Here is a 19,571-nt window from a genome sequence, read left to right on the forward strand (position 1 = left end):
GCGGCTACTCGGCCGCGGTGCGGCCGGCGGCCAGGGCCCGTACCGCCTCGGCGAAGGCCTCGCCGCGCTTGTTGTAGTTGGTGAACATGTCCATCGAGGCACACGCCGGGGCCATCAGCACGGTGTCCCCGGGACGGGCGAGCCGTGCCGCCTCCCGCACCGCCGCGGCCATCGCCCCAGTGTCGGTCCGCTCGAGGTCCACCACCGGCACATCCGGGGCGTGTCGCGCCAGCGCTTCCCTGATCAGCGCCCGGTCGGCCCCGATCAGGACGGCGCCGCGCAGCCGCTTCGCGGAGGCGGTGACCAGCTCGTCGAACGTGGCGCCCTTGGCCAGGCCGCCCGCGATCCACACGATCGACTCGTAGGCGGCCAGCGATGCCTGGGCGGCGTGGGTGTTGGTGGCCTTGGAGTCGTCCACGTAGGCGACGCCGTCGACGTCGGCGACGTGGGCGATGCGGTGGGCGTCCGGCCGGAAGGCGCGCAGGCCGTCCCGCACCGCCGAGGCCTCCACGCCGAAGGCGCGGGCGAGCGCGGCGGCGGCGAGGGCGTTGGCGATGTTGTGGGGGGCCGCGGGCGTGATGTCGGAGACCTCGGCGAGCTCCTGCGCCTGCTGGTGGCGGTTCTCCACGAAGGCCCGGTCGACGAGCAGGCCGTCGACCACGCCGAGCATGGACGGGCCGGGGGCGCCGAGGGTGAAGCCGATGGCCCGGCAGCCCTCCTCGACGTCGGCCTCGCGGACCAGGTGCTCGGTGCGCGGGTCCTCGACGTTGTAGACGCAGGCGACCGTGTTGCCCTCGTAGATCCGGCCCTTGTCGGCGGCGTAGGCCCGCATGGAGCCGTGCCAGTCGAGGTGGTCGGGCGCGAGGTTGAGCACGGCCGCGGAGTGGGCGCGCAGCGAGGGCGCCCAGTGCAGCTGGTAGCTGGAGAGCTCGACGGCGAGCACGTCGTACGGCTGGTCGCTGAGCACCACGTCGATGATCGGCGTGCCGATGTTGCCGACGGCCGCGGTGCGCAGGCCGGCGGCCTCCAGGATGGAGGCCAGCATCTGCACCGTGGTGGTCTTGCCGTTGGTGCCGGTGACCGCGAGCCAGGGCGCGGACGTCTCGTCGCGCAGCTGCCAGGCGATCTCCACGTCGCCGACGACCTCCACGCCCGCCTCGGCGGCGGCCGCGAAGAGCGGGCTCTCCGGCTTCCAGCCGGGCGAGGTGACGACGAGGTCGGTGCCCTCGGGCAGGGTGTCCGCGTCGGCGAGGCGGACGGTGATCCCGCCCTCCTCCAAGGTCGCCGCGCGCTCGCGCAGCGCCTGGCTGTCGCCGCCGTCGACGACGGTCACCCGCGCGCCGAGGCCGGCCAGGGCGCGGGCGGCGCTGACGCCGCTCACGCCGAGGCCGGCGACGGTGATGTGCTTGCCGTTCCAGCTCTGGGAACTCACTTGATGGCCAACCATCCGGCGTAGAAGATTCCGAGTCCGACGGCCACGCACAGGCCCTGGATGATCCAGAAGCGGACCACCACAAGGACCTCGCTCCACCCCTTGAGTTCGAAGTGGTGCTGCAGCGGAGCCATCCGGAAGACGCGCTTCCCGGTGAGGCGGAAGGAACCGACCTGGATCACCACGGACATGGTGATCAGGACGAACAGGCCGCCCAGCAGCGCGAGCAGCAGCTCGGTGCGGGAGCAGATGGCCAGACCCGCGAGCGCGCCGCCGAGGGCGAGCGAGCCGGTGTCACCCATGAAGATCTTGGCGGGCGAGGTGTTCCACCACAGGAAGCCGAAGCAGGAGCCCATCAGGGCCGAGGCGACGACGGCGAGGTCGAGCGGGTCGCGCACCTCGTAGCAGGAGGCGCCCGCGGTCAGCGGGTTGCCGCAGGACTGGCCGTGCTGCCAGGTGCCGATGAAGACGTACGCGCCGAAGACCATCACCGAGGCGCCGGTGGCCAGGCCGTCGAGGCCGTCGGTGAGGTTCACGCCGTTCGACATCGCGAGGATCATGAACAGCGCCCAGATCACGAAGATCACGGGGCCGACGGACCAGCCGAAGTCCTGGGTGAAGGACAGCCGCGTGGAGGCCGGAGTCTGGCCCCGGGTGTCGGCGAACTGCAGCGCGAGCACCGCGAAGGCGATGCCGACGATCAGCTGGCCGGCCATCTTGGCCTTGGCGCGCAGGCCCAGGCTCCGCTGCTTGACGATCTTGATGTAGTCGTCGAGGAAGCCGACCAGGCCCATGCCGGCGGTCAGGAACAGCACCAGCAGACCCGACGTCGTCGGCTCCTTGCTGGTGATCACCTTCGTCACGGCGTACGCGATGAGCGTCGCCAGGATGAAGGCGATGCCGCCCATGGTGGGCGTGCCCTTCTTGCCGGCGTGGCCGCGCGGGCCGTCGTCGCGGATGAACTGGCCGTAGCCCTTGCGGGCGAGGAACTTGATCAGCAGCGGGGTGCCGATGAGGGTCAGGAACAGACCGATGACACCCGCGAAGAGGATCTGGTTCATCAGCCGGCGACCTCACCGTCGACGGCGAGCAGCTGCTCGGCCACCCGCTCCAGCCCCACCGACCTGGACGCCTTCACCAGTACGACGTCTCCCGGGCGCAGCTCGCTGCGCAACAGGTCGACCGCCGCCTGCGCGTCGGACACGTGCACCGACTCCTCACCCCACGAACCCTCGTTATAGGCGCCCATCCGCAGCCAGGCCGCTTCCCTGCCCCCGACTGCCACGAGCTTGCTGACGTTGAGCCGGACGGCGAGCCGCCCGACAGCGTCGTGCTCGGCGAGTGACTCCCCGCCCAGCTCGGCCATCTGACCGAGTACTGCCCACGTACGTCCGCCCCTAGCCCGGGCGGCTTCGCCCATCGCGACCAGCGCGCGCAGCGCCGCTCGCATGGAGTCGGGGTTCGCGTTGTAGGCGTCGTTGACGATCGTCACGCCGTCCGCGCGCTCGGTGACCTCCATGCGCCAGCGCGAGAGCTGACCCGCCGCGGAGAGCGCGGAGGCGATCTCGTGGACGGGCATGCCCAGCTCATGGGCGACGGCGGCCGCGGCGAGCGCGTTCGACACGTGGTGCTCACCGTACAGCCGCATGGTCACGTCAGCGCACCCGGTGGGTGTGTGAAGCGTGAACGAGGGCAGCCCGGCGCCGTCCAGGCGGACGTTCTCCGCGCGGACGTGGGCGTCGGCGGCCTCGCCGAACAGGACCGTGCGGGCCTTGGTGCGCTCGCTCATGGCCCGCACCAGCGGGTCGTCGGCGTTGAGCACGGCGACGCCGCCCTCGGCCGCGGCGGGCAGCGCCTCGGCCAGCTCGCCCTTGGCCAGCGCGATCTGCTCACGGCCGCCGAACTCGCCGATGTGGGCGGTGCCGACGTTGAGGACCACGCCGATGCGCGGCGGGGTGAGCTCGGCGAGGTAGCGGATGTGGCCGATGCCGCGGGCGCCCATCTCCAGGACGAGGTGCCGGGTGTCCTCGGTGGCGCGCAGCGCGGTCAGCGGCAGGCCGATCTCGTTGTTGAGGGAGCCGGGCGGCCACACGGTGTCCCCGAGGCGCTCCAGCAGCTGCGCGATCAGGTCCTTGGTGCTGGTCTTGCCGGCCGAGCCGGTCAGCGCGACGACCGTGGTGCCGAGCCGTTCGACGACGGCGCGGGCCAGGGCGCCCAGCGCCCGCTCGACGTCGTCGACGACGATGGCGGGAACGCCGACGGGACGGGCGGCCAGCACGGCCGTCGCGCCCGCGGCGACCGCGCGCCCGGCGAAGTCGTGGCCGTCGACGCGTTCGCCGGCGAAGGCGACGAAGAGGCTGCCGGTCCGCACCTCACGGGAGTCGATCACGACGGGTCCGGTGACCCGGGCGGCCGGGTCCGGTATGTCGTGCTGCTGCCCGCCGACGATGGCGGTGATCTCGGCGAGGGACAGGGCGATCACCGCAGGTCACCTCCTGCCGCTGGGGAGGGCTGCCGGGGGGAGGGTTGTGCGCGCATGGCGGTCTGTCATCCCTGGTCGTTCCGGTGCTTGGTCGACACACGCAGCCGCGCGGCCTCGATGGCCTCGCGCAGCACCTGGCGGTCGTCGAAGGGGCGTACCACTCCGGCGATGTCCTGGCCCTGCTCGTGGCCCTTGCCCAGGACCAGGACGGTGTCGCCGGGCTCGGCGCGGGCGACGGCGGCGGCGATGGCGGCGGCGCGGTCCTCCAGCAGGAGGACGGCGCCGCGCTCGGCGGCGGGCACCTCGGCGGCGCCCGCGAGCATGGTGGCGAGGATCGCGAGCGGGTCCTCGGAGCGGGGGTTGTCGGAGGTCAGTACGGCCGTGTCGGCGCCGCGGGCCAGCGCCGCCCCCATGGGGGCGCGCTTGGTGGTGTCGCGGTCGCCGCCGCAGCCGAGGACGGCGTGGATGCGGCCCGTGCCGACCGCGCGCAGGGCGCGGAGAACCGATTCGACGGCGTCCGTCTTGTGGGCGTAGTCGACCACGGCCAGGTAGGGCTGGCCGGCGTCGACGCGCTCGAGCCGGCCGGGCACGCCGGGGACGGACGCGACGCCGTCGGCGGCGGCCTGCGGGTCGGCGCCCGCGGCGACGAGGGCGACGATGGCGGCGAGGGCGTTGGCGACGTTGAAGGGGCCGGCGAGCGGCGCCCGGGCGGTCACGGACCGGCCCTCGGGGCCCAGCACCGTGAAGGTCGAGTCGAACGGGCCGATCTCGACGTCCACCGCGCGCCAGTCGGCGTCCTCGCGGCCCTCGGCGGAGAAGGTGATCACCGGGACCTCGGACTCGCCGCGGGCGAGCCGGCGGCCGTACTCGTCGTCGGCGTTCACCACGCCCAGGCGGCTGCGCTCCTTGGTGAACAGCTCCGCCTTGGCGGCGAAGTAGTCCTCCATGCCCGAGTGGAACTCCATGTGCTCCGGGCTGAGGTTGTTGAAGACGGCGACGTCGAAGACGCAGCCGTCGACGCGGCCGAGCCGCAGGGCGTGGCTGGAGACCTCCATGGCGACCGAGCGCACGCCGCGCTCGCGCATCACGGCGAAGAGCGCCTGCAGGTCCGTGGCCTCGGGGGTGGTGCGCTCCGACTTGATCCGCTCGTCGCCGATGCGGGACTCCACCGTGCCGATCAGGCCCGTGGGCCCGGCCAGGGCCCGCAGGCCGCCCTCGATGAGGTAGGCGGTGGTGGTCTTGCCGGAGGTTCCGGTGATGCCGATCTGGAGCAGCTCGCCGCCGGGCCGGCCGTAGATCGTGGCGGCCAGGGCGCCCATCCGGCCGCGCGGGTCGTCCACGGTCAGCACGGGCAGCCCGGTGGCGGCGGCGCGCTCGGCGCCCGCCGGGTCGGTGAGCACGGCGGCCGCGCCGCGGTCCGCGGCCTGGGCCGCGAAGTCGGCGCCGTGGAAGCGGGCGCCCGGCAGCGCGGCGTAGACGTCGCCGGGGCGCACGGCCCGCGAGTCGTGGGTGATGCCGGTGACGCGCGCCTCGGGCGCGCCCTGGGGCGCGGGGATGCCCAGCTGACCGGCCAGCTCCGTGAGGGGCACGGGGTCGACCCGGGTGGGGCGGGGCGCTCCCGGGTGCGCGGCAGGGGCGTCCTGGGAGGTGGTGTGGGACTGATCAGCGTGGGGCACGGCGGTGAGCGTACCGGGCGTACCCGCCTCGTCGCGAAGCGAGGGGCCCGCCGGGCCGCGGTTCCCCGGATCCGGAGTGATCGTCGTCACGGCGGACCCGGCTCACTCGTAGCTCACCGGCAGCCGGGGCGGCTGCGAGCCCGACGGCGGCACCTGGAGGGTCTTCAGCGCGAACTCCATGACCTGCTTGTAGACCGGTCCGCAGATCTGGCCGCCGAAGTAGCTTCCCTGGGTGGGGTTCTGGATGGCGCAGTAGACGGTGATCCGGGGCTGGTCGGCGGGGGCGAAGCCGGCGAAGGAGGCGGTGTAGCCGTGGTAGCGGCCGGTCTCGGGGTCCACCCGGTTGGAGGTGCCGGTCTTGCCGGCCACCCGGTAGCCCGGGATCTTCGCCTTGGTGCCGGTGCCCTCCTGGTCGTCGACGACCGACTCCAGCATCTCGGTGAGCTGCCGGGCGGTCTTCTCGCTGATCACCCGGGTGCGCGGCGGGGCGGGCGCGGCGGTGAAGCGGCCGTCGGGGCCCTTGGTGCCGCGCACCAGCGAGGGCTGTACGCGCTCGCCGCCGCCGGCGATGGTGGAGTACACGGACGCGGCCTGCACGGCGTTCAGGGACAGGCCCTGGCCGAAGGGGATGGTGTACGGCCGCGAGGACTTCCACTCCTGCGGCTTGGCGAGGATGCCGGGCGTCTCGCCGGGGAAGCCGAGGCCGGTGGCGCGGCCGATGCCGAACTTCCGCAAGTAGGTGTAGAGGACCTCGTTGGCCTCGGCGCGGCTCTTGCCGAGCTGCTCGCTGGCCAGGATCGTGCCGATGTTGCTGGACTTGGCGAGCACGCCGTTGAGGGTGAGGTGCCAGGTGGGGTGGTCGACGTCGTCGGCGAACGCGCGGTCGGCGCGCGGCAGCCGGTTGGGCACCTCGACGTGGGTGGAGGGCGTGGCCACGCCCTCCTCGAGGACGGCGGCCATGGTCATGACCTTGCTGACGCTGCCGGGCTCGTAGGCGTCCTGGAGGGCGAAGTTGCCCATGGCGGCGCCGTCGGCCCGGGCGAGCTCGTTGGGGTTGAAGCCGGGGGCGTTGGCCATGGCCAGGATCTCGCCGCTGCGGGTGTCCTGGACGACGACGTAGCCGCGGTCCGCGCCGGACTCCTCCACCTGGCGGGCGATGGCGTTCTGCGCGGCCCACTGGATGTCGCGGTCGATGGTCAGCTCGACGTCGGAGCCGGGCACCGCGGCCTGTTCCTTGACGTCCCCAGTGGGCACCTGGCGGCCGCCGGACTGGGCGTAGACGCGCTTGCCCTCCTTGCCCGCCAGCTCCTTGTTCAGCTGGGCCTCCAGGCCGCCGCCGCCCTGGCCCTCGGCGTTGACGAAGCCCAGCAGCCCGGCGGCCAGATCGCCGTTGGGGTAGACGCGCTTGCTGTGGGACTCGCGGTTGACGCCCGCGAGGACGTTCACGCCCTGCTTGCGGGCCACCCTGTCGGCCTGGGCCTTCTTCAGCTGGGTGATCTTCTTCCAGACCTGGGGGGTCTGGCGGCGGGCGAGCACCACGTACTTCGACTTGGGGTTGGCGGTGAGCTTCTGCTCCAGCGTCGCGACCGGCTCCCCCAGCACCGGGGAGAGCAGCTCGGCGGCCAGCCGCGGGGCGCCCTCGGCCTTGATCCGCTCGAGGGTGAGCAGGTCGGGGGCGGCGGTGATGTCGTAGGCGTCGACGGTGGTGGCCAGGTCGATGCCGGACCGGTCGGTGATGGCGCCGCGCTCGGCGGCCAGGGTGACGGGGATGTAGCGGTTGAGGTTGGCGCGGGCCGCGTAGGCGCCGGCGTCGACGGCCTGCACCTGCAGCAGCCGGACGGTGAAGACCAGCAGGACCAGGGTGAGGCCCACGCCGATCATGCGCAGCCGGGGCCGGGGGCTGCCGAGCCTGAGGGCCTGCGCCCCGGGCCGGGGGCGTGCGGGCCGCGCGGCGGGGCGCGCGGGCCCGGGTACCGGGCGGCGGGGCTGCCTGGGCGCCGTCACGACCTCACCTACCTGACCTGTTCGGGGTGCCCGGCCGCTGGGACCGGGGGGAGGGCCGGAACGGGGGGCGCCGGCGCGCGGGTGGCGGCGGGGCCCGCGGGGGCCGGGGGCCGTACGGCCGCCGGGGGTACGGGCACGGGCGGGACGGCGGCGGGCTGCGGCTCGGCCGGCGAGGGGGCCGCGGCGGCCGGCGGCTCGGCCGGGGCGTGCACATCGGCGGGAGGCTCGGCCTCCGGTGCGCGCGGCGGCTGCGCGGGGCCGACATAGGCGGCCGGGTCGGCCGGGGCGTCGGCGCCGGCGGGGGCGGGGATGCCGCTGACGGTGCCGTCGGGGTTGAGGAAGGCGGGGCTGCCGCCGGGGATCATGCCCAGGTCACGGGCGCGGCGCTCGAGCGCGTCGGGGGCGGCCAGCCGGTCGACCTCCTGCTGCAGCGCCTGCTGCTCGTCGGTCAGCTCGGTGGTCTTGCGCTGCAGCCTGCTCAGCTCGAAGGACCCCTGGTTGAGGGAGGAGTTCAGCAGCAGCAGCGAGATCAGCCCGGAGCCCAGCAGCACCACGACCAGCAGGACGAAGGGGGTGCGCCGGGCGCCCGCGGCCCCGGCCGGCAGCAGCCGGGCCAGCCGGGTGCCCCGGCGGGCGGCCGGGGTCACGGGATGTCCTCGCGGATGCGCTCGGCGCCGCGCAGCCGGGCGGGGGCCGCCCGCCGGTTCTCGGCGATCTCCTCCTCGGTGGGCAGCTCGGCGCCGCGCGTGAGCAGCTTCAGCCGGGGCTGGTAGCGCTCGGGCACGACGGGCAGCCCGGGCGGCGCGGTGGTGGCGGCGCCCGCCGCGAAGACGCCCTTGACGATGCGGTCCTCCAGCGACTGGTACGACAGCACGGCGATCCGGCCGCCGACCGCGAGCGAGGCGACGGCGGCGGGGATGGCGGCCTCCACGCTGGCCAGCTCGGCGTTGACCTCGATGCGCAGGGCCTGGAAGGTGCGCTTGGCGGGGTTGCCGCCGGTGCGCTTGGCGGCCTGCGGCAGGGCGTCGCGGATCAGCTCGACGAGCCGGGCGCTGTTGCTGAAGGGTTCCTTCTCGCGCTCGCGGACGACGGCCGAGACGATCCGCTTGGCCTGCTTCTCCTCGCCGTAGGCGCGCAGGATGCGCACCAGCTCGCCCGGCGGGTAGGTGTTGAGGACCTCGGCGGCGCTGATGCCGGTGGTCTGGTCCATGCGCATGTCCAGCGGCGCGTCCTGGGCGTAGGCGAAGCCGCGGTCGGCCTCGTCGAGCTGCATGGACGACACGCCGAGGTCGAAGAGGACGCCCTGCACGCGCGGGATGCCGAGGCGCTCGAGCACCTCGGGCAGCTCGTGGTAGACCGCCCGCACCAGCGTGGCGCGCTCGCCGAAGGGGGCGAGCCGCTCGCCGGCGAGCTTCAGGGCGGTGGGGTCGCGGTCCAGGGCGACGAGGCGGGCCTCGGGGAACGCCTTGAGCAGCGCCTCGCTGTGCCCGCCGGCACCCAGCGTGCAGTCGACGACGACCGCGCCGGGCTCGGTGAGAGCGGGAGCGAGCATGTCCAGGCAGCGCTGGAGCATGACGGGGACGTGTCGCGCGTTGCTGCTCATGCGCCCTTCTGAGAGTTACGGGGAGGCAGGCCCCGCGCGTCGGCGGCACGCGCCACCGGGTCCCCGCCCGCTCGAAGGGGAAGCGGCCGCTTCGGCACCGGGGAAACGGCGCCGGGCGACCGGGAGCGGGAGGAGGCCGAGGGGCACGTGCGCACCCGCGCGCACGTGGTGTTCTTCTTCGGTTCCAAGGGGAGCGTCACGCCTCCCACTTCGCGCCACTTTAGTCCACTCGTCCCCTCGGTCAACCAACCACCAGGCGCGTCACTCCGCGCGTGCGCCGCGGCCGCCCGGCGACTACCTTCATCCCTATGCCGATATCCGCGCCCCAGCCGCAAAAGCGCAGCTCCGACGCCGAGCACGCCGAACCCACGGTTACCGACCATCTGGTCGAGGCCAATGCCAAGTACGCCTCCTCCTTCCGCGACCCGGGCATGGACGCCCGGCCGGTGCTCAAGGTCGCGATCGTGGCCTGTATGGACGCCCGTCTGGACCTGCACGCGGCGCTCGGCCTGGAGCTGGGCGACTGCCACACCATCCGCAACGCGGGCGGCGTGGTCACCGACGACATCATCCGTTCGCTCACCATCAGCCAGCGCGCGCTGGGCACCCGGTCGGTCGTACTGATCCACCACACCGGCTGCGGCCTGCTCAACCTCACCGAGGACTTCCGCCACGAGATCGAGGCCGAGGTCGGCCAGCGGCCGGCCTGGGCGGTCGAGGCGTTCAAGGACCTCGACCAGGACGTGCGCCAGTCCATGCAGCGCGTGCGGACGTCCCCCTTCCTGCCCCACCGCGACGACGTGCGCGGCTTCGTCTTCGACGTCACCACCGGCCGGCTGCGGGAGATCGACCCGCGGCCGTGACCCACGGGGGCCGCCGCCGCGGCGGCCCCCTCCCCGGGTGACCGGACGAGTTGTCCACAGGCGGTGACGGGAACCGCCGCGGACGGACAGAATGCGTAGGACGCCGCCTCCGTGATCGCGGGCGCGGTGTCCACGCTGGGAGGGGGGCGGTCCGTGACCCGTCGGATCATGCCCCGGTATTGGCCGAGGAGGGCCGGGTGACGACCTATGACGAGCGAGCGAGCCTGAGCGATCTGACCACGACCGCGGACCGCGTCCGCAGGTCGGTGGAGAGCGTGATCGAGGGCAAGCCGGAGGTCGTACGGCTGTCGCTGACCGTGCTGCTCGCCGAGGGCCACCTGCTGATCGAGGACGTGCCCGGGGTCGGCAAGACGATGCTCGCCAAGGCGCTGGCGCGGTCCCTGGACTGCTCGGTGCGGCGCATCCAGTTCACCCCGGACCTGCTGCCCTCCGACATCACCGGCGTGAGCGTCTACGACCAGCAGCGCCGGGAGTTCGAGTTCAAGCCCGGCGCGATCTTCGCGCAGATCGTGATCGGCGACGAGATCAACCGCGCCTCGCCCAAGACCCAGTCGGCGCTGCTGGAGTCGATGGAGGAGCGCCAGGTCACCGTCGACGGGCGCACCTACGAGCTGCCCGGCCCCTTCATGGTGGTGGCCACGCAGAACCCCGTGGAGATGGAGGGCACGTATCCGCTGCCCGAGGCGCAGCGCGACCGCTTCATGGCCCGGGTCTCGATGGGCTATCCCAGCCCGGAGGCCGAGCTGCGGATGCTGGACGCGCACGCCGGCTTCTCCCCGCTGGACGACCTGCAGCCGGTGGCGCACGCCCACGAGATCGTCAAGCTGATCGACGCGGTGCGCACGGTGCACGTCGCCGACTCCGTGCGGCGGTACGCGGTCGACCTGGTCACCGCCACCCGTCACCACCCGGAGCTCAGACTCGGCGCGTCGCCCCGTGCGACGCTGCACCTGGTGCGGGCGGCGAAGGCCGCGGCCGCCCTCGCGGGGCGCGACTTCGCCCTGCCCGACGACGTGCGGTCGCTGGCGGCCGCGGTGCTCGCGCACCGGCTGCTGCCGACCGCGCAGGCCCAGCTGAACCGGCGCACGGCCGAGCAGATCGTCCTGGACATCCTGCAGCGCACGCCGCTGCCCGACCCGTTCGGCCAGCAGCCGCCGGGCGCCCGGCGGCTGTGATGTCCGCCGGCGCCCCGCCCCGGCCGGGCCGGCTGCGGAGCCTGGGGGCGGCGTTCGCCGGGCTGACCACCCGGGGCCGCTCGTTCCTGGCAGCCGGCGTCGCCGCGGCCGCGTGCTCCTACGTCCTGGGCCAGGCGGACCTGCTGCGCGTCGGGCTGTTACTGGCCGTGCTGCCCCTGGTGTGCGTGCTCGTCCTGCAGGGCACCCGCCAGCGCGTCACGGGCAGCAGACGGCTGACGCCCGCGCGGGTGTCCGCCCTCGGCGAGGCCCGGGTGAGCCTGCGCCTGGACAACGTCTCGCGGCTGCCCTCGGGCCTGCTGATGCTGCAGGACCGGGTGCCCTACGCCCTGGGCCCGCGCCCGCGCTTCGTGCTGGACCGGATGGAGCCGGGCGGCCGGCGCGAGGTGTCCTACCGGGTGCGCTCCCCCCTGCGCGGCCGCTATCCGCTGGGACCGCTGCAGCTGCGGCTGACCGACCCGTTCGGGATGTGCGAGCTGACCCGGAGCTTCAGCGCGTACGACGTGCTCACCGTCGTGCCGCGCGTCGACGCGCTGCCGCCGCTGCGGCTGGGCGGCGAGGCCATGGGCCACGGCGACGGCAGCCTGCGCTCGCTCGCCCTGGCCGGCGAGGACGACGTCATCCCGCGCGGCTACCGCCACGGCGACGACCTGCGCCGGGTGCACTGGCGCTCCACGGCGCGCCACGGCAAGCTGATGGTGCGCCGCGAGGAGCAGCCCCGGCGGGCGCACTGCACGGTGCTGCTGGACACCCGGGGCGTCGCCTACGAGGGCGCGGGCCCGGACTCGCCGTTCGAGTGGGCGGTCTCGGGGGCCGCGTCCGCCGCGCTGCACCTGCTCGGGCGCGGCTTCACGGTGCGGCTGCTGACCGACACCGGCGGCATCCTGCCGGGGTCCGACGGCCCGGCCGGCCACGCCGGCTCCGCGGAGGCGACCGGGCCGATGCTGGACGCCCTGGCCGTGCTGGACCACTCCGAGGGGAGCGACCTGTCCCCGGCGTACGACGCGCTGAGCGGCGGCCAGGGCGCGGGGCTGCTGATCGCCTTCCTCGGCGAGCTGGACGAGCGGCAGGCGGCCGTCGTCGCCCGGATGCGCCCGCGCGGCGGCACGGCCGTCGCCTTCGTCCTGGACGGCGACGCGTGGGCGGGCCGCCGGGCGGCGGCCGGGGCCGCGGCGCCGCTGCGCCTGCTGCGCGAGGCCGGATGGACCGCGCTTCCCGTGGGCCCCGGCGTCACGCTGCCCGCTCTGTGGCGGCTGGCGGGCGCGCCGGAGGCCCGGGCGGACACGGCTCCCGGAGGAGCGACGGGCGGGACGGCGGGCGGAGCGACGGGGGGCCGGGCATGAACGGGCGGGTGCGGTCGGCGGTGTGCGGCGCGCTGGCGACGCTCGGGGCGGCCTGCGCGATGCTGCCGCTGGTCGACCGGACGAGCTGGCTCCTGCAGGCCGCGCTGCTGCTGACCATCCAGAGCGCCGTCGGCGTGGTGGCGCGGCGGGTGCCGCTGGCCGCGCCCCTGACCGTCGCGCTGCAGGCGGTGACCGCGCTGCTGCTGCTGACCGTGGTCTTCGCGCACGAGCAGGCCGTCGGCGGAGTGCTGCCGGGTCCGGACGTCTTCCACGCCTTCGACCAGCTGCTGCGCGAGAGCCTGGACGACATCGGGCGGTACGCCATCCCGGCGCCGGCGACCCTGGCCCTGAGGCTGCTGCTGGTGGGCGGGGTGCTGCTGGTGGGCCTGGTCGTGGACGCGCTGGCGGCCACGTACCGCAGCGCGGCCCCGGCGGGCCTGCCGCTGCTCGCGCTGTACTCGATCGGCGCCGGGCTGGCCAAGGGCGGCTCGGACTGGCTGTGGTTCCTGCCGGCCGCGGCGGGCTATCTCCTGCTGCTGCTGGCCGAGGGCCATGAGCGGCTCTCGGGCTGGGGCCGCGTCTTCGGCGGCGGGCAGCGGCCCGCCGAGGACGGCCCGGCCGCGATCGGTGCGGGCCGCGGGCCGGGCCCGCTGCGCACGGGTCACCGCATCGGCGCGCTCGTACTGGGCATCGCGGTGGTGGCGCCGGCCGTGCTGCCGTCGATCGGCGGCGGGCTGCTGCAGCCGCGCGGCCGGGGCGACGGACCCGGCGGCTCCGGCGGCACGATCTCGGCGGTCAACCCCCTGGTGTCGCTGCAGAACAGCCTCAACCAGCCGGAGAACCGCGAGGTCCTGCGCTACCGCGTCGCCCCCCAGGGCGGCCAGGACCTGTACCTGCGGATCGTCTCCCTCGACCAGTTCGACGGGGCGTCATGGCGGGCCTCCGAGCGGCGGATCACCAATGTGCCGATGCCGATGCTGCCCGCGCCCACCGGGCTGGCGCCGGAGGTGCGGGCGGACCCGGTCGGGATGTCCGTGGCGGCCGCCGACGGCTACGCCCAGAACTACCTGCCGATGCCCTATCCCGCCCAGAGCGTCGGCAAGCTCACGGGCCAGTGGCGCTACGAACCCGAGGGCCGCACCCTGGTCGGCGACCACGGCCAGACCACCCGGGGCCTGCGCTACGAGGTCTCCGTCCTGCGGGTGCAGCCGACGGCCGCCCAGCTCGCGGCCGCCCCCGCCCCTCCCGAGGCGCTGCTGCGCGAGTACACCAAGGTCCCGGACAACGTGCCGGCGGTGGTGGCGCGGACCGCCCGCGAGGTGACCGCCGGAGCGGCGAACGCCTACGACCAGGCGGTCAGGCTCCAGGACTTCTTCGCAATGAACGGCGGCTTCCGCTACGACACCGAGGTGCGCTCGGGCAACGGCCACGACGCCATAGCCCGCTTCCTCGAGGAGAAGCGCGGCTTCTGCGTCCACTTCTCCTTCTCCATGGCGGCCATGGCACGGACGCTGGGCATTCCCGCCCGGGTGGCGGTCGGCTTCACGCCGGGCAGCCCGCAGACGGACGGGTCGATGTCGGTGGGGTCGAAGGACGCGCACGCCTGGCCCGAGCTGTACTTCGAGGGCGCCGGGTGGACGCGGTTCGAGCCCACGCCGAGCCGGGGCACCCAGCCCGGGTACACGGTCGCCCAGGCGCCCACCGTGCCCGACCCCGGCGCTCCGGTGCCGGCGCCCAGCCGCAGGAGCGTCCCGTCGGCGGCGCCCTCGGCCGACCCGGCGTGCCCGCCGGAGCAGCGCAAGCTCACCGGCTGCTCCGGGGCCGTCTCCCGCGCGAGCTCCGCGGGCACGGGCGGGAGCACCTCCCCGCTCACGGTCGCGGGCTTCGCGCTGGCCGCCCTGGCGGCGCTGGCGCTGCCCCTGCTGCCGATGCTGTGGCGGATACGGGCCCGGGCCCGGCGGCTCGGCGGGGCGCGCTCCCCCGGTGAGCCGGCGGCCCGCACGCTGGCGGCCTGGCGCGAGCTGACCGACTCCGCCTGGGACTACGGCATTCCGCCCGACGACTCGCGCACCCCCAGGATGGCCGCCGACCGCATCGTCGCGACGGGCCGCCTGCAGGGCCCCGCCGCCGAGGCCGCCGGGCGGGTGGCCACGGCGGTGGAGCGGACGCTGTACGCCCCCCACCCGCGCCCGGCCGAGGGTCTGGCCGGTGACGTCGAGCTCGTACGGGCCGGTCTGCACGCCTCGGCCGCGCCCGGAGCCCGGCTGCGGGCGCGGCTGGCGCCACGCAGCGCCGCCCGTCTCGTACGGGCCGCGGGCCGCCGCTGGTCGGAGGCCTGCGACGCGCTGCGCTCCGGGCGCGCGGGGAGGGCCTGGCGCCGCGCCGGCGCCGCGCTGCGCGGGATCGCCGCACCGCGCGGGACCGGACGGCGGGGCTGAGCGACGGCGGAAAAGCCCCCGGGGGCCAGGATCGTGTCCTGGCCCCCGGGGGCTTCGTCGTTCGGCTCGACTGCCGGGCTCAGTGGCCCTGTTCGTCGCGGCGGCGCTGCCAGCGCTGCTCGATCCGGTCCATCATTCCGCGCCGCCGGACGGCCTGCCGCCGCTGCGTGCCCGGTCCGGCGTTCCGCTGCGCACCGGGCCTGGGCGCCTTGCGCCACCCCGTCACCGCGAGCACGGCGCAGCTCAGCATGACGAGGAAGCCTGCGACGCTGATCCAGATCCGCTGGGCGACCATTCCGGCCATGAGGAGCGCGATGCCCACCAGAAAACCCGCGACCGCCTGGTAGACCCGTCGCCGGGTGTACGTGCGCAGGCCGCTGCCCTCGAGCGCTGTCGCGAACTTGGGATCTTCGGCGTACAGCGCTCGCTCCATCTGCTCGAGCATGCGCTGCTCGTGCTCCGAGAGCGGCACGGAGTCCTCCTACTCGTCGGTCGCGGGGGGCGACCGGGTGCGACCCTTTCAGGATAGGCAGGGAATCGCCCCCGTGAAACCCGCCCCTCTGCGCCAATTCGGCCACCGGCCCCGGTGTGGCGATCGATGCCGTCGGGACGTACATTCCCTGCTCGCCGATCCGCCATGCCGGACGGTGTCCCCCGATCATACGGGGCGAACGGGCCGATCGGGCGGCCCGTGTGCGCCCGCGCGGAATCAGCCCCGCTCGGCCAGGACGTGCAGCTGCGTGGCCACGGAGTGGAAGGCGGGCAGCTCGGCCACGGCGGCCTCGAGGCGCAGGAGCGCGTCCATGGCGCCGGGCTCGGCGTCGACGAGCACACCGGGCACCAGGTCGGCGAAGACGCGCACGCCGTGCACCGCCGAGACCTCCAGCCCGGCGTCGGCCACCAGGCCGGAGAGCTGGTCGGCGGTGAACCGGCGGGCGAGGGCGTCGCCCGCTCCCCACTGGCCGGCCGGGTCGGTGAGCGCCTGGTGGGCCTCGGTGAAGTGCCCGGCCAGGGCGCGGGCGAGGACGGCGCCGCCGAGACCGGCGGCGAGCAGGCTGAGGGTGCCGGCCGGGCGCAGCGCGGCGACGGCGTTGCGCACGCTCTCGGCGGGGTCCTCGACGTACTCCAGCACGCCGTGGCACAGCACGAGGTCGTAGCCGCCGCGCTCGACGACGTCGAACAGGCCGTGGGCGTCGCCCTGGACGCCGCGCACGAGGTCGGCGACGCCGGCCTCGGCGGCCCGGCGCTCGAGGGCGAAGAGGGCGTTGGGGCTGGGGTCGACGACGGTGACGCGGTGGCCGAGCCGGGCGAGCGGGACGGCGAACTTGCCGGAGCCGCCACCGGTGTCGAGGACCTCCAGGGCATCCCGGCCGGCGGCCTTGACCCGGCGGTCCAGGGCGTCCCGCAGGACCTCCCAGACCACGGCGGTACGGAGGGACGCCCGGGGGCGAAGGGGGTCTGACACGGCGGATGGCTCCTCGGCGGCGGCAGAACGGCTCGTCTCCGGCGACCTTCGCCGGCGGGCCCAGCCTAATGGGCTTTCCCGGCCCGGGGTTGACGGGCGGGGCCCGGGGTCCGCCATACTTTTTGCACTGACCGGTCAGTCCAAGATCGTTGGAGGTGGCGTGGACGGCACCCCGCACGGAGCCGCGATCACGGCCGAGGACTTCGGCGTCAAGGGCCCCCGCGGCTGGGCCTTCCGCGCGGTGGACGTGAGCGCGGAGCCCGGCTCGCTCGTCGCCGTCACGGGCCCGTCCGGCTCGGGCCGCACCTGTCTTCTGCTCGCGCTGACCGGCCGCATGCGTCCCTCCTCGGGCACGGCCACGGTCGCCGGCCTGCCGCTGCCCCGGAAGATGTCCGCCGTCCGCGGGCTGAGCGCGCTCGCGCACGTCCCCGGCGTCACCGAACTCGACCCCGCCCTGACCGTCGCCGAGCACCTGCGCGAACGCGCCCTGCTGCTGCGGCGGTTCGGCGGCCCGCTGCTCGGCCCGCTCCGCCGGGGCGCCCGCGCGGAGGCCGGGCGGGCGCACGGCGAGGCGGCGCTCGCCGCCGCCGGGCTCGACGTGCCGGCCCTGCCCAGGGGAGCCGCCACGGCCGTCCGCGACCTCGGCCGGGTGGAGGCGCTGCGGCTCTCGCTCGCCCTCGCGATCGCCGGCCGGCCGCGCCTGATCGCCGTGGACGACGCCGACCTCAAGCTCTCGTCCGCCGAACGCGAGGAGGTGTGGGCCCTGTTGCGCTCGCTCGCCGCCGCCGGCCCGACCGTGCTCGCGGTGTGCGCCGAACCTCCCGAGGGGGCGGTCGTCGTCTCCCTGCGCGACCAGGCGAAGGACCGCGAGAAGGACCAGGAGAAGGGAGTCGACGGTGCGCTCGCCGAAACTGGCCGCGCTTGAGCTCAGGCGCTTCGGCAGGGGCCGTCTCCCCCGGGCCGCGCTCGTCGCGCTCCTGCTGCTGCCGCTGCTCTACGGCGCCCTGTACCTGTGGTCGTTCTGGGATCCGTACGGGCGCCTGGACAAGGTGCCCGTGGCGCTGGTCAACGCCGACCGGGGCGCCACCGTGGACGGACACCGGATCGCGGCGGGCGACTCGATCGTGGCGGGCCTGCGGGAGAGCAAGTCGTTCCAGTGGCACGAGACGGGCGCCGACGAGGCCCGCACGGGCGTCGAGCGGGGCAGGTACTACCTCTCGCTGACCATCCCCGCCGACTTCAGCGAACGCGTCGCCTCCGCGTCCGGCGACTCCCCCGCGGCCGGCGCGCTGCGGGTCCGGACGAACGACGCCAACAACTACATCGTCGGCCAGATCTCCCGCACGGTCTTCTCCGAGGTCCGCGCGGCCGCCTCCCGCAAGGCCTCCCGCTCCTTCTACGACAAGATCTTCGTCTCCTTCTCCGAGCTCCACGGCAGGACCCGCGAGGCCGCCGAGGGCGCCGGGCGGCTCCAGGACGGCATCGGCAGGGCGGGCAAGGGCGCCGGCGACCTCAAGGACGGGCTGGCCCGGGCGAAGCGGGGGCAGCGGCACCCTCGAGGACGGCGTCGGCGAACTCCACACCGGCGCGGGCACCCTCGACACCACGTCCCGGGAGCTGGCCACCGGCGCGGGGAAGGTCGCGGCCGGCACCCAGCAGCTGGCGGACAAGGTCAACGCCGCCGCCCGCGACGAAGGGGCCTTCGTCAAGGGGCACGCCAAGGAGATCGGGGCGACCGCCCGCTTCGTCGCCGGGCAGGCGAAGCTCCTGCGCGACCACCTGGACGACCTGCCGTCCGCCGCGACCACCGCGGCGCTCGCCGAGGGCAGCCGCAAGAGCGCGGCCGCCCTCTCCGCGGCGTACACCACGCAGTGCCCGCCCCAGGGGGCCGCCGCCTACTGCCCCGAGCTGAAGAAGGCCGTCTTCGCCGCCACCCGGTCGGCGGCCGGCGCCGCGAAGCTCGACACGCTCGTGCAGAACAGGAACGGCGAACTCGACCGGCTCCCCGGCGAGCTGGACACCCTGCGCACCTACGCGCTGCGGCTCGCCAAGGAGGCCCCGAACCTCGCCCGGGACATCGACGGCGCGGTGCGCAACGTCAACACCCTCAACGAAGGCGCCCACAAGGTCGCCGACGGCGCCGGCCGGATCCACACCGGCGCGGGGAAGCTGAACAGCGGGCTCGGCACCGCCGAGAAGGGGGCCACCGAGCTCGACGGCGGCATCGGAAAGCTGCGCGAGGGCGCGGGCACGCTCCAGGGCGGCATGGTCAAGCTGTCCGACGGCTCCTCACAACTCGCCGGAGGGCTGCGCGACGGCGCCGCCCGGATACCCGACTACGACAAGAAGGACCGCGACGCGAAGACCGAGGTGATGGCCGACCCCGTGCGGCTGGCCGGCCGGGCGCTGCACGAAGCGCCCAACTACGGCACCGGATTCGCCCCGTACTTCATCCCCCTGTCGCTGTGGGTCGGCGCGATGGTCGCCTACATGCTGATCCCGCCCCTCAACCGGCGGGCCCTGGCGGCCGGCGCCGCCGCCTGGCGGATCGCGCTGGCGGGCTGGCTGCCGGTGGTCGCCGTCGGCGTGCTGCAGACGGGCGCGCTGCTGGCCGTCCTGCACCGGGGGCTGGGGCTGCGGATGGCCCACGCCGGGGGCACGGTCGCCTTCCTCGCCCTGGTCACGGCGTGCTTCGCCGCCATCGTGCAGTGGCTGGGCGCCCGCTTCGGACCGGCCGGCCGCATCCTCGTCCTCGCGCTGCTGATGCTGCAGCTGACCTCGGCGGGCGGCACCTATCCCGTCCAGACCAGCCCCGGCTTCTTCAACGCCGTCCACCCCTTCCTGCCGATGAGTTACGTGGTCGAGGGGCTGCGCCACCTGATCAGCGGCGGCTCCCTCGCGCCGGTGTGGCAGGCGTGCGGGGTGCTGGCGGCGTTCACCGCCTGCGCCCTCGCGCTGACCGCCTGGTCGGCGCGCGGCAAGCAGGTGTGGTCCGTGGACCGGCTGCACCCGGAGCTGAGTCTGTGAGCGCGGACACCGCGCGTACAGGGA

Annotated in this window: 14 protein-coding genes and 1 pseudogene; 6 read left to right on the forward strand and 9 right to left on the reverse strand. The window is 74.8% G+C overall.

Annotated elements, in window-relative coordinates; genetic code table 11:
- Positions 1-4 precede the first annotated feature (4 nt).
- The 7 genes from murD to rsmH form a co-directional block, all read right to left on the reverse strand.
- A complete protein-coding gene (gene murD / locus IE295_RS23150) occupies positions 5-1,432 on the reverse strand; it encodes a UDP-N-acetylmuramoyl-L-alanine--D-glutamate ligase (protein WP_224322870.1) in 1,428 nt (475 codons plus the stop codon).
- Complete coding sequence (gene mraY / locus IE295_RS23155) at positions 1,429-2,493, reverse strand: phospho-N-acetylmuramoyl-pentapeptide-transferase (RefSeq protein ID WP_190065643.1); 1,065 nt, start codon at positions 2,491-2,493, stop codon at positions 1,429-1,431. Before mraY ends, murD begins: the two co-directional genes overlap by 4 nt.
- Complete coding sequence (locus IE295_RS23160; RefSeq protein WP_190065644.1) at positions 2,493-3,914, reverse strand: UDP-N-acetylmuramoyl-tripeptide--D-alanyl-D-alanine ligase; 1,422 nt, start codon at positions 3,912-3,914, stop codon at positions 2,493-2,495. The genes mraY and IE295_RS23160 overlap by 1 nt, the downstream gene beginning before the upstream one ends.
- 65 nt (positions 3,915-3,979) lie before the next feature.
- Complete coding sequence (locus IE295_RS23165; protein ID WP_190065645.1) at positions 3,980-5,680, reverse strand: UDP-N-acetylmuramoyl-L-alanyl-D-glutamate--2,6-diaminopimelate ligase; 1,701 nt, start codon at positions 5,678-5,680, stop codon at positions 3,980-3,982.
- 12 nt (positions 5,681-5,692) lie between these two features.
- Positions 5,693-7,594: a peptidoglycan D,D-transpeptidase FtsI family protein gene (locus IE295_RS23170; RefSeq protein WP_190065646.1), complete on the reverse strand. Its 1,902-nt coding sequence runs from the start codon at positions 7,592-7,594 to the stop codon at positions 5,693-5,695.
- Positions 7,595-7,602: 8 nt separating this feature from the next.
- Entirely contained in the window at positions 7,603-8,241 is a 639-nt protein-coding gene (gene ftsL / locus IE295_RS23175) for a cell division protein FtsL (RefSeq protein WP_190065647.1), read from the reverse strand.
- Positions 8,238-9,197, reverse strand: coding sequence for a 16S rRNA (cytosine(1402)-N(4))-methyltransferase RsmH (rsmH, locus tag IE295_RS23180; protein WP_190065648.1), 960 nt, complete (start codon positions 9,195-9,197; stop codon positions 8,238-8,240). The genes ftsL and rsmH overlap by 4 nt, the downstream gene beginning before the upstream one ends.
- Positions 9,198-9,505: 308 nt before the next feature.
- Here rsmH and IE295_RS23185 point away from each other — a divergent pair, with 308 nt between their 5' ends.
- The 4 genes from IE295_RS23185 (at position 9,506) to IE295_RS23200 (ending at position 15,055) form a co-directional block, all read left to right on the forward strand.
- Positions 9,506-10,060, forward strand: coding sequence for a beta-class carbonic anhydrase (locus IE295_RS23185; protein ID WP_190065649.1), 555 nt, complete (start codon positions 9,506-9,508; stop codon positions 10,058-10,060).
- 197 nt (positions 10,061-10,257) lie between these two features.
- Entirely contained in the window at positions 10,258-11,256 is a 999-nt protein-coding gene (locus IE295_RS23190; RefSeq protein ID WP_190065650.1) for an AAA family ATPase, read from the forward strand.
- Positions 11,256-12,617 carry a DUF58 domain-containing protein gene (locus tag IE295_RS23195; RefSeq protein WP_190065651.1) on the forward strand — a complete coding sequence of 454 codons (1,362 nt, stop codon included), beginning with the start codon at positions 11,256-11,258 and terminating at the stop codon, positions 12,615-12,617. The genes IE295_RS23190 and IE295_RS23195 overlap by 1 nt, the downstream gene beginning before the upstream one ends.
- On the forward strand, positions 12,614-15,055 hold the full coding sequence (locus tag IE295_RS23200) for a transglutaminase TgpA family protein (RefSeq protein ID WP_190065652.1): 2,442 nt from the start codon (positions 12,614-12,616) through the stop codon (positions 15,053-15,055). The genes IE295_RS23195 and IE295_RS23200 overlap by 4 nt, the downstream gene beginning before the upstream one ends.
- 79 nt (positions 15,056-15,134) lie before the next feature.
- Here the strand turns inward: IE295_RS23200 and IE295_RS23205 are convergent, their stop codons facing one another.
- The gene (locus tag IE295_RS23205) at positions 15,135-15,527 is read right to left on the reverse strand and encodes an SCO2097 family morphological protein (protein ID WP_190065653.1); all 393 of its coding nucleotides are present in this window, start codon (positions 15,525-15,527) and stop codon (positions 15,135-15,137) included.
- A gap of 237 nt (positions 15,528-15,764) precedes the next feature.
- Complete coding sequence (locus tag IE295_RS23210; protein ID WP_190065654.1) at positions 15,765-16,520, reverse strand: methyltransferase; 756 nt, start codon at positions 16,518-16,520, stop codon at positions 15,765-15,767.
- Between the two features lie 160 nt (positions 16,521-16,680).
- Here IE295_RS23210 and IE295_RS23215 point away from each other — a divergent pair, with 160 nt between their 5' ends.
- Together IE295_RS23215 and IE295_RS23220 are read left to right on the forward strand one after the other, a co-directional pair.
- A complete protein-coding gene (locus tag IE295_RS23215; RefSeq protein WP_190065655.1) occupies positions 16,681-17,445 on the forward strand; it encodes an ATP-binding cassette domain-containing protein in 765 nt (254 codons plus the stop codon).
- Positions 17,417-19,547: pseudogene (locus tag IE295_RS23220) on the forward strand (YhgE/Pip family protein). The gene IE295_RS23215 and the pseudogene IE295_RS23220 overlap by 29 nt, the downstream one beginning before the upstream one ends.
- Positions 19,548-19,571 lie beyond the last annotated feature (24 nt).

Origin of the sequence: Streptomyces griseocarneus (genome assembly GCF_014655595.1) — a bacterium.
In the GTDB taxonomy this organism is placed as follows: Bacteria; Actinomycetota; Actinomycetes; order Streptomycetales; family Streptomycetaceae; genus Streptomyces; species Streptomyces griseocarneus.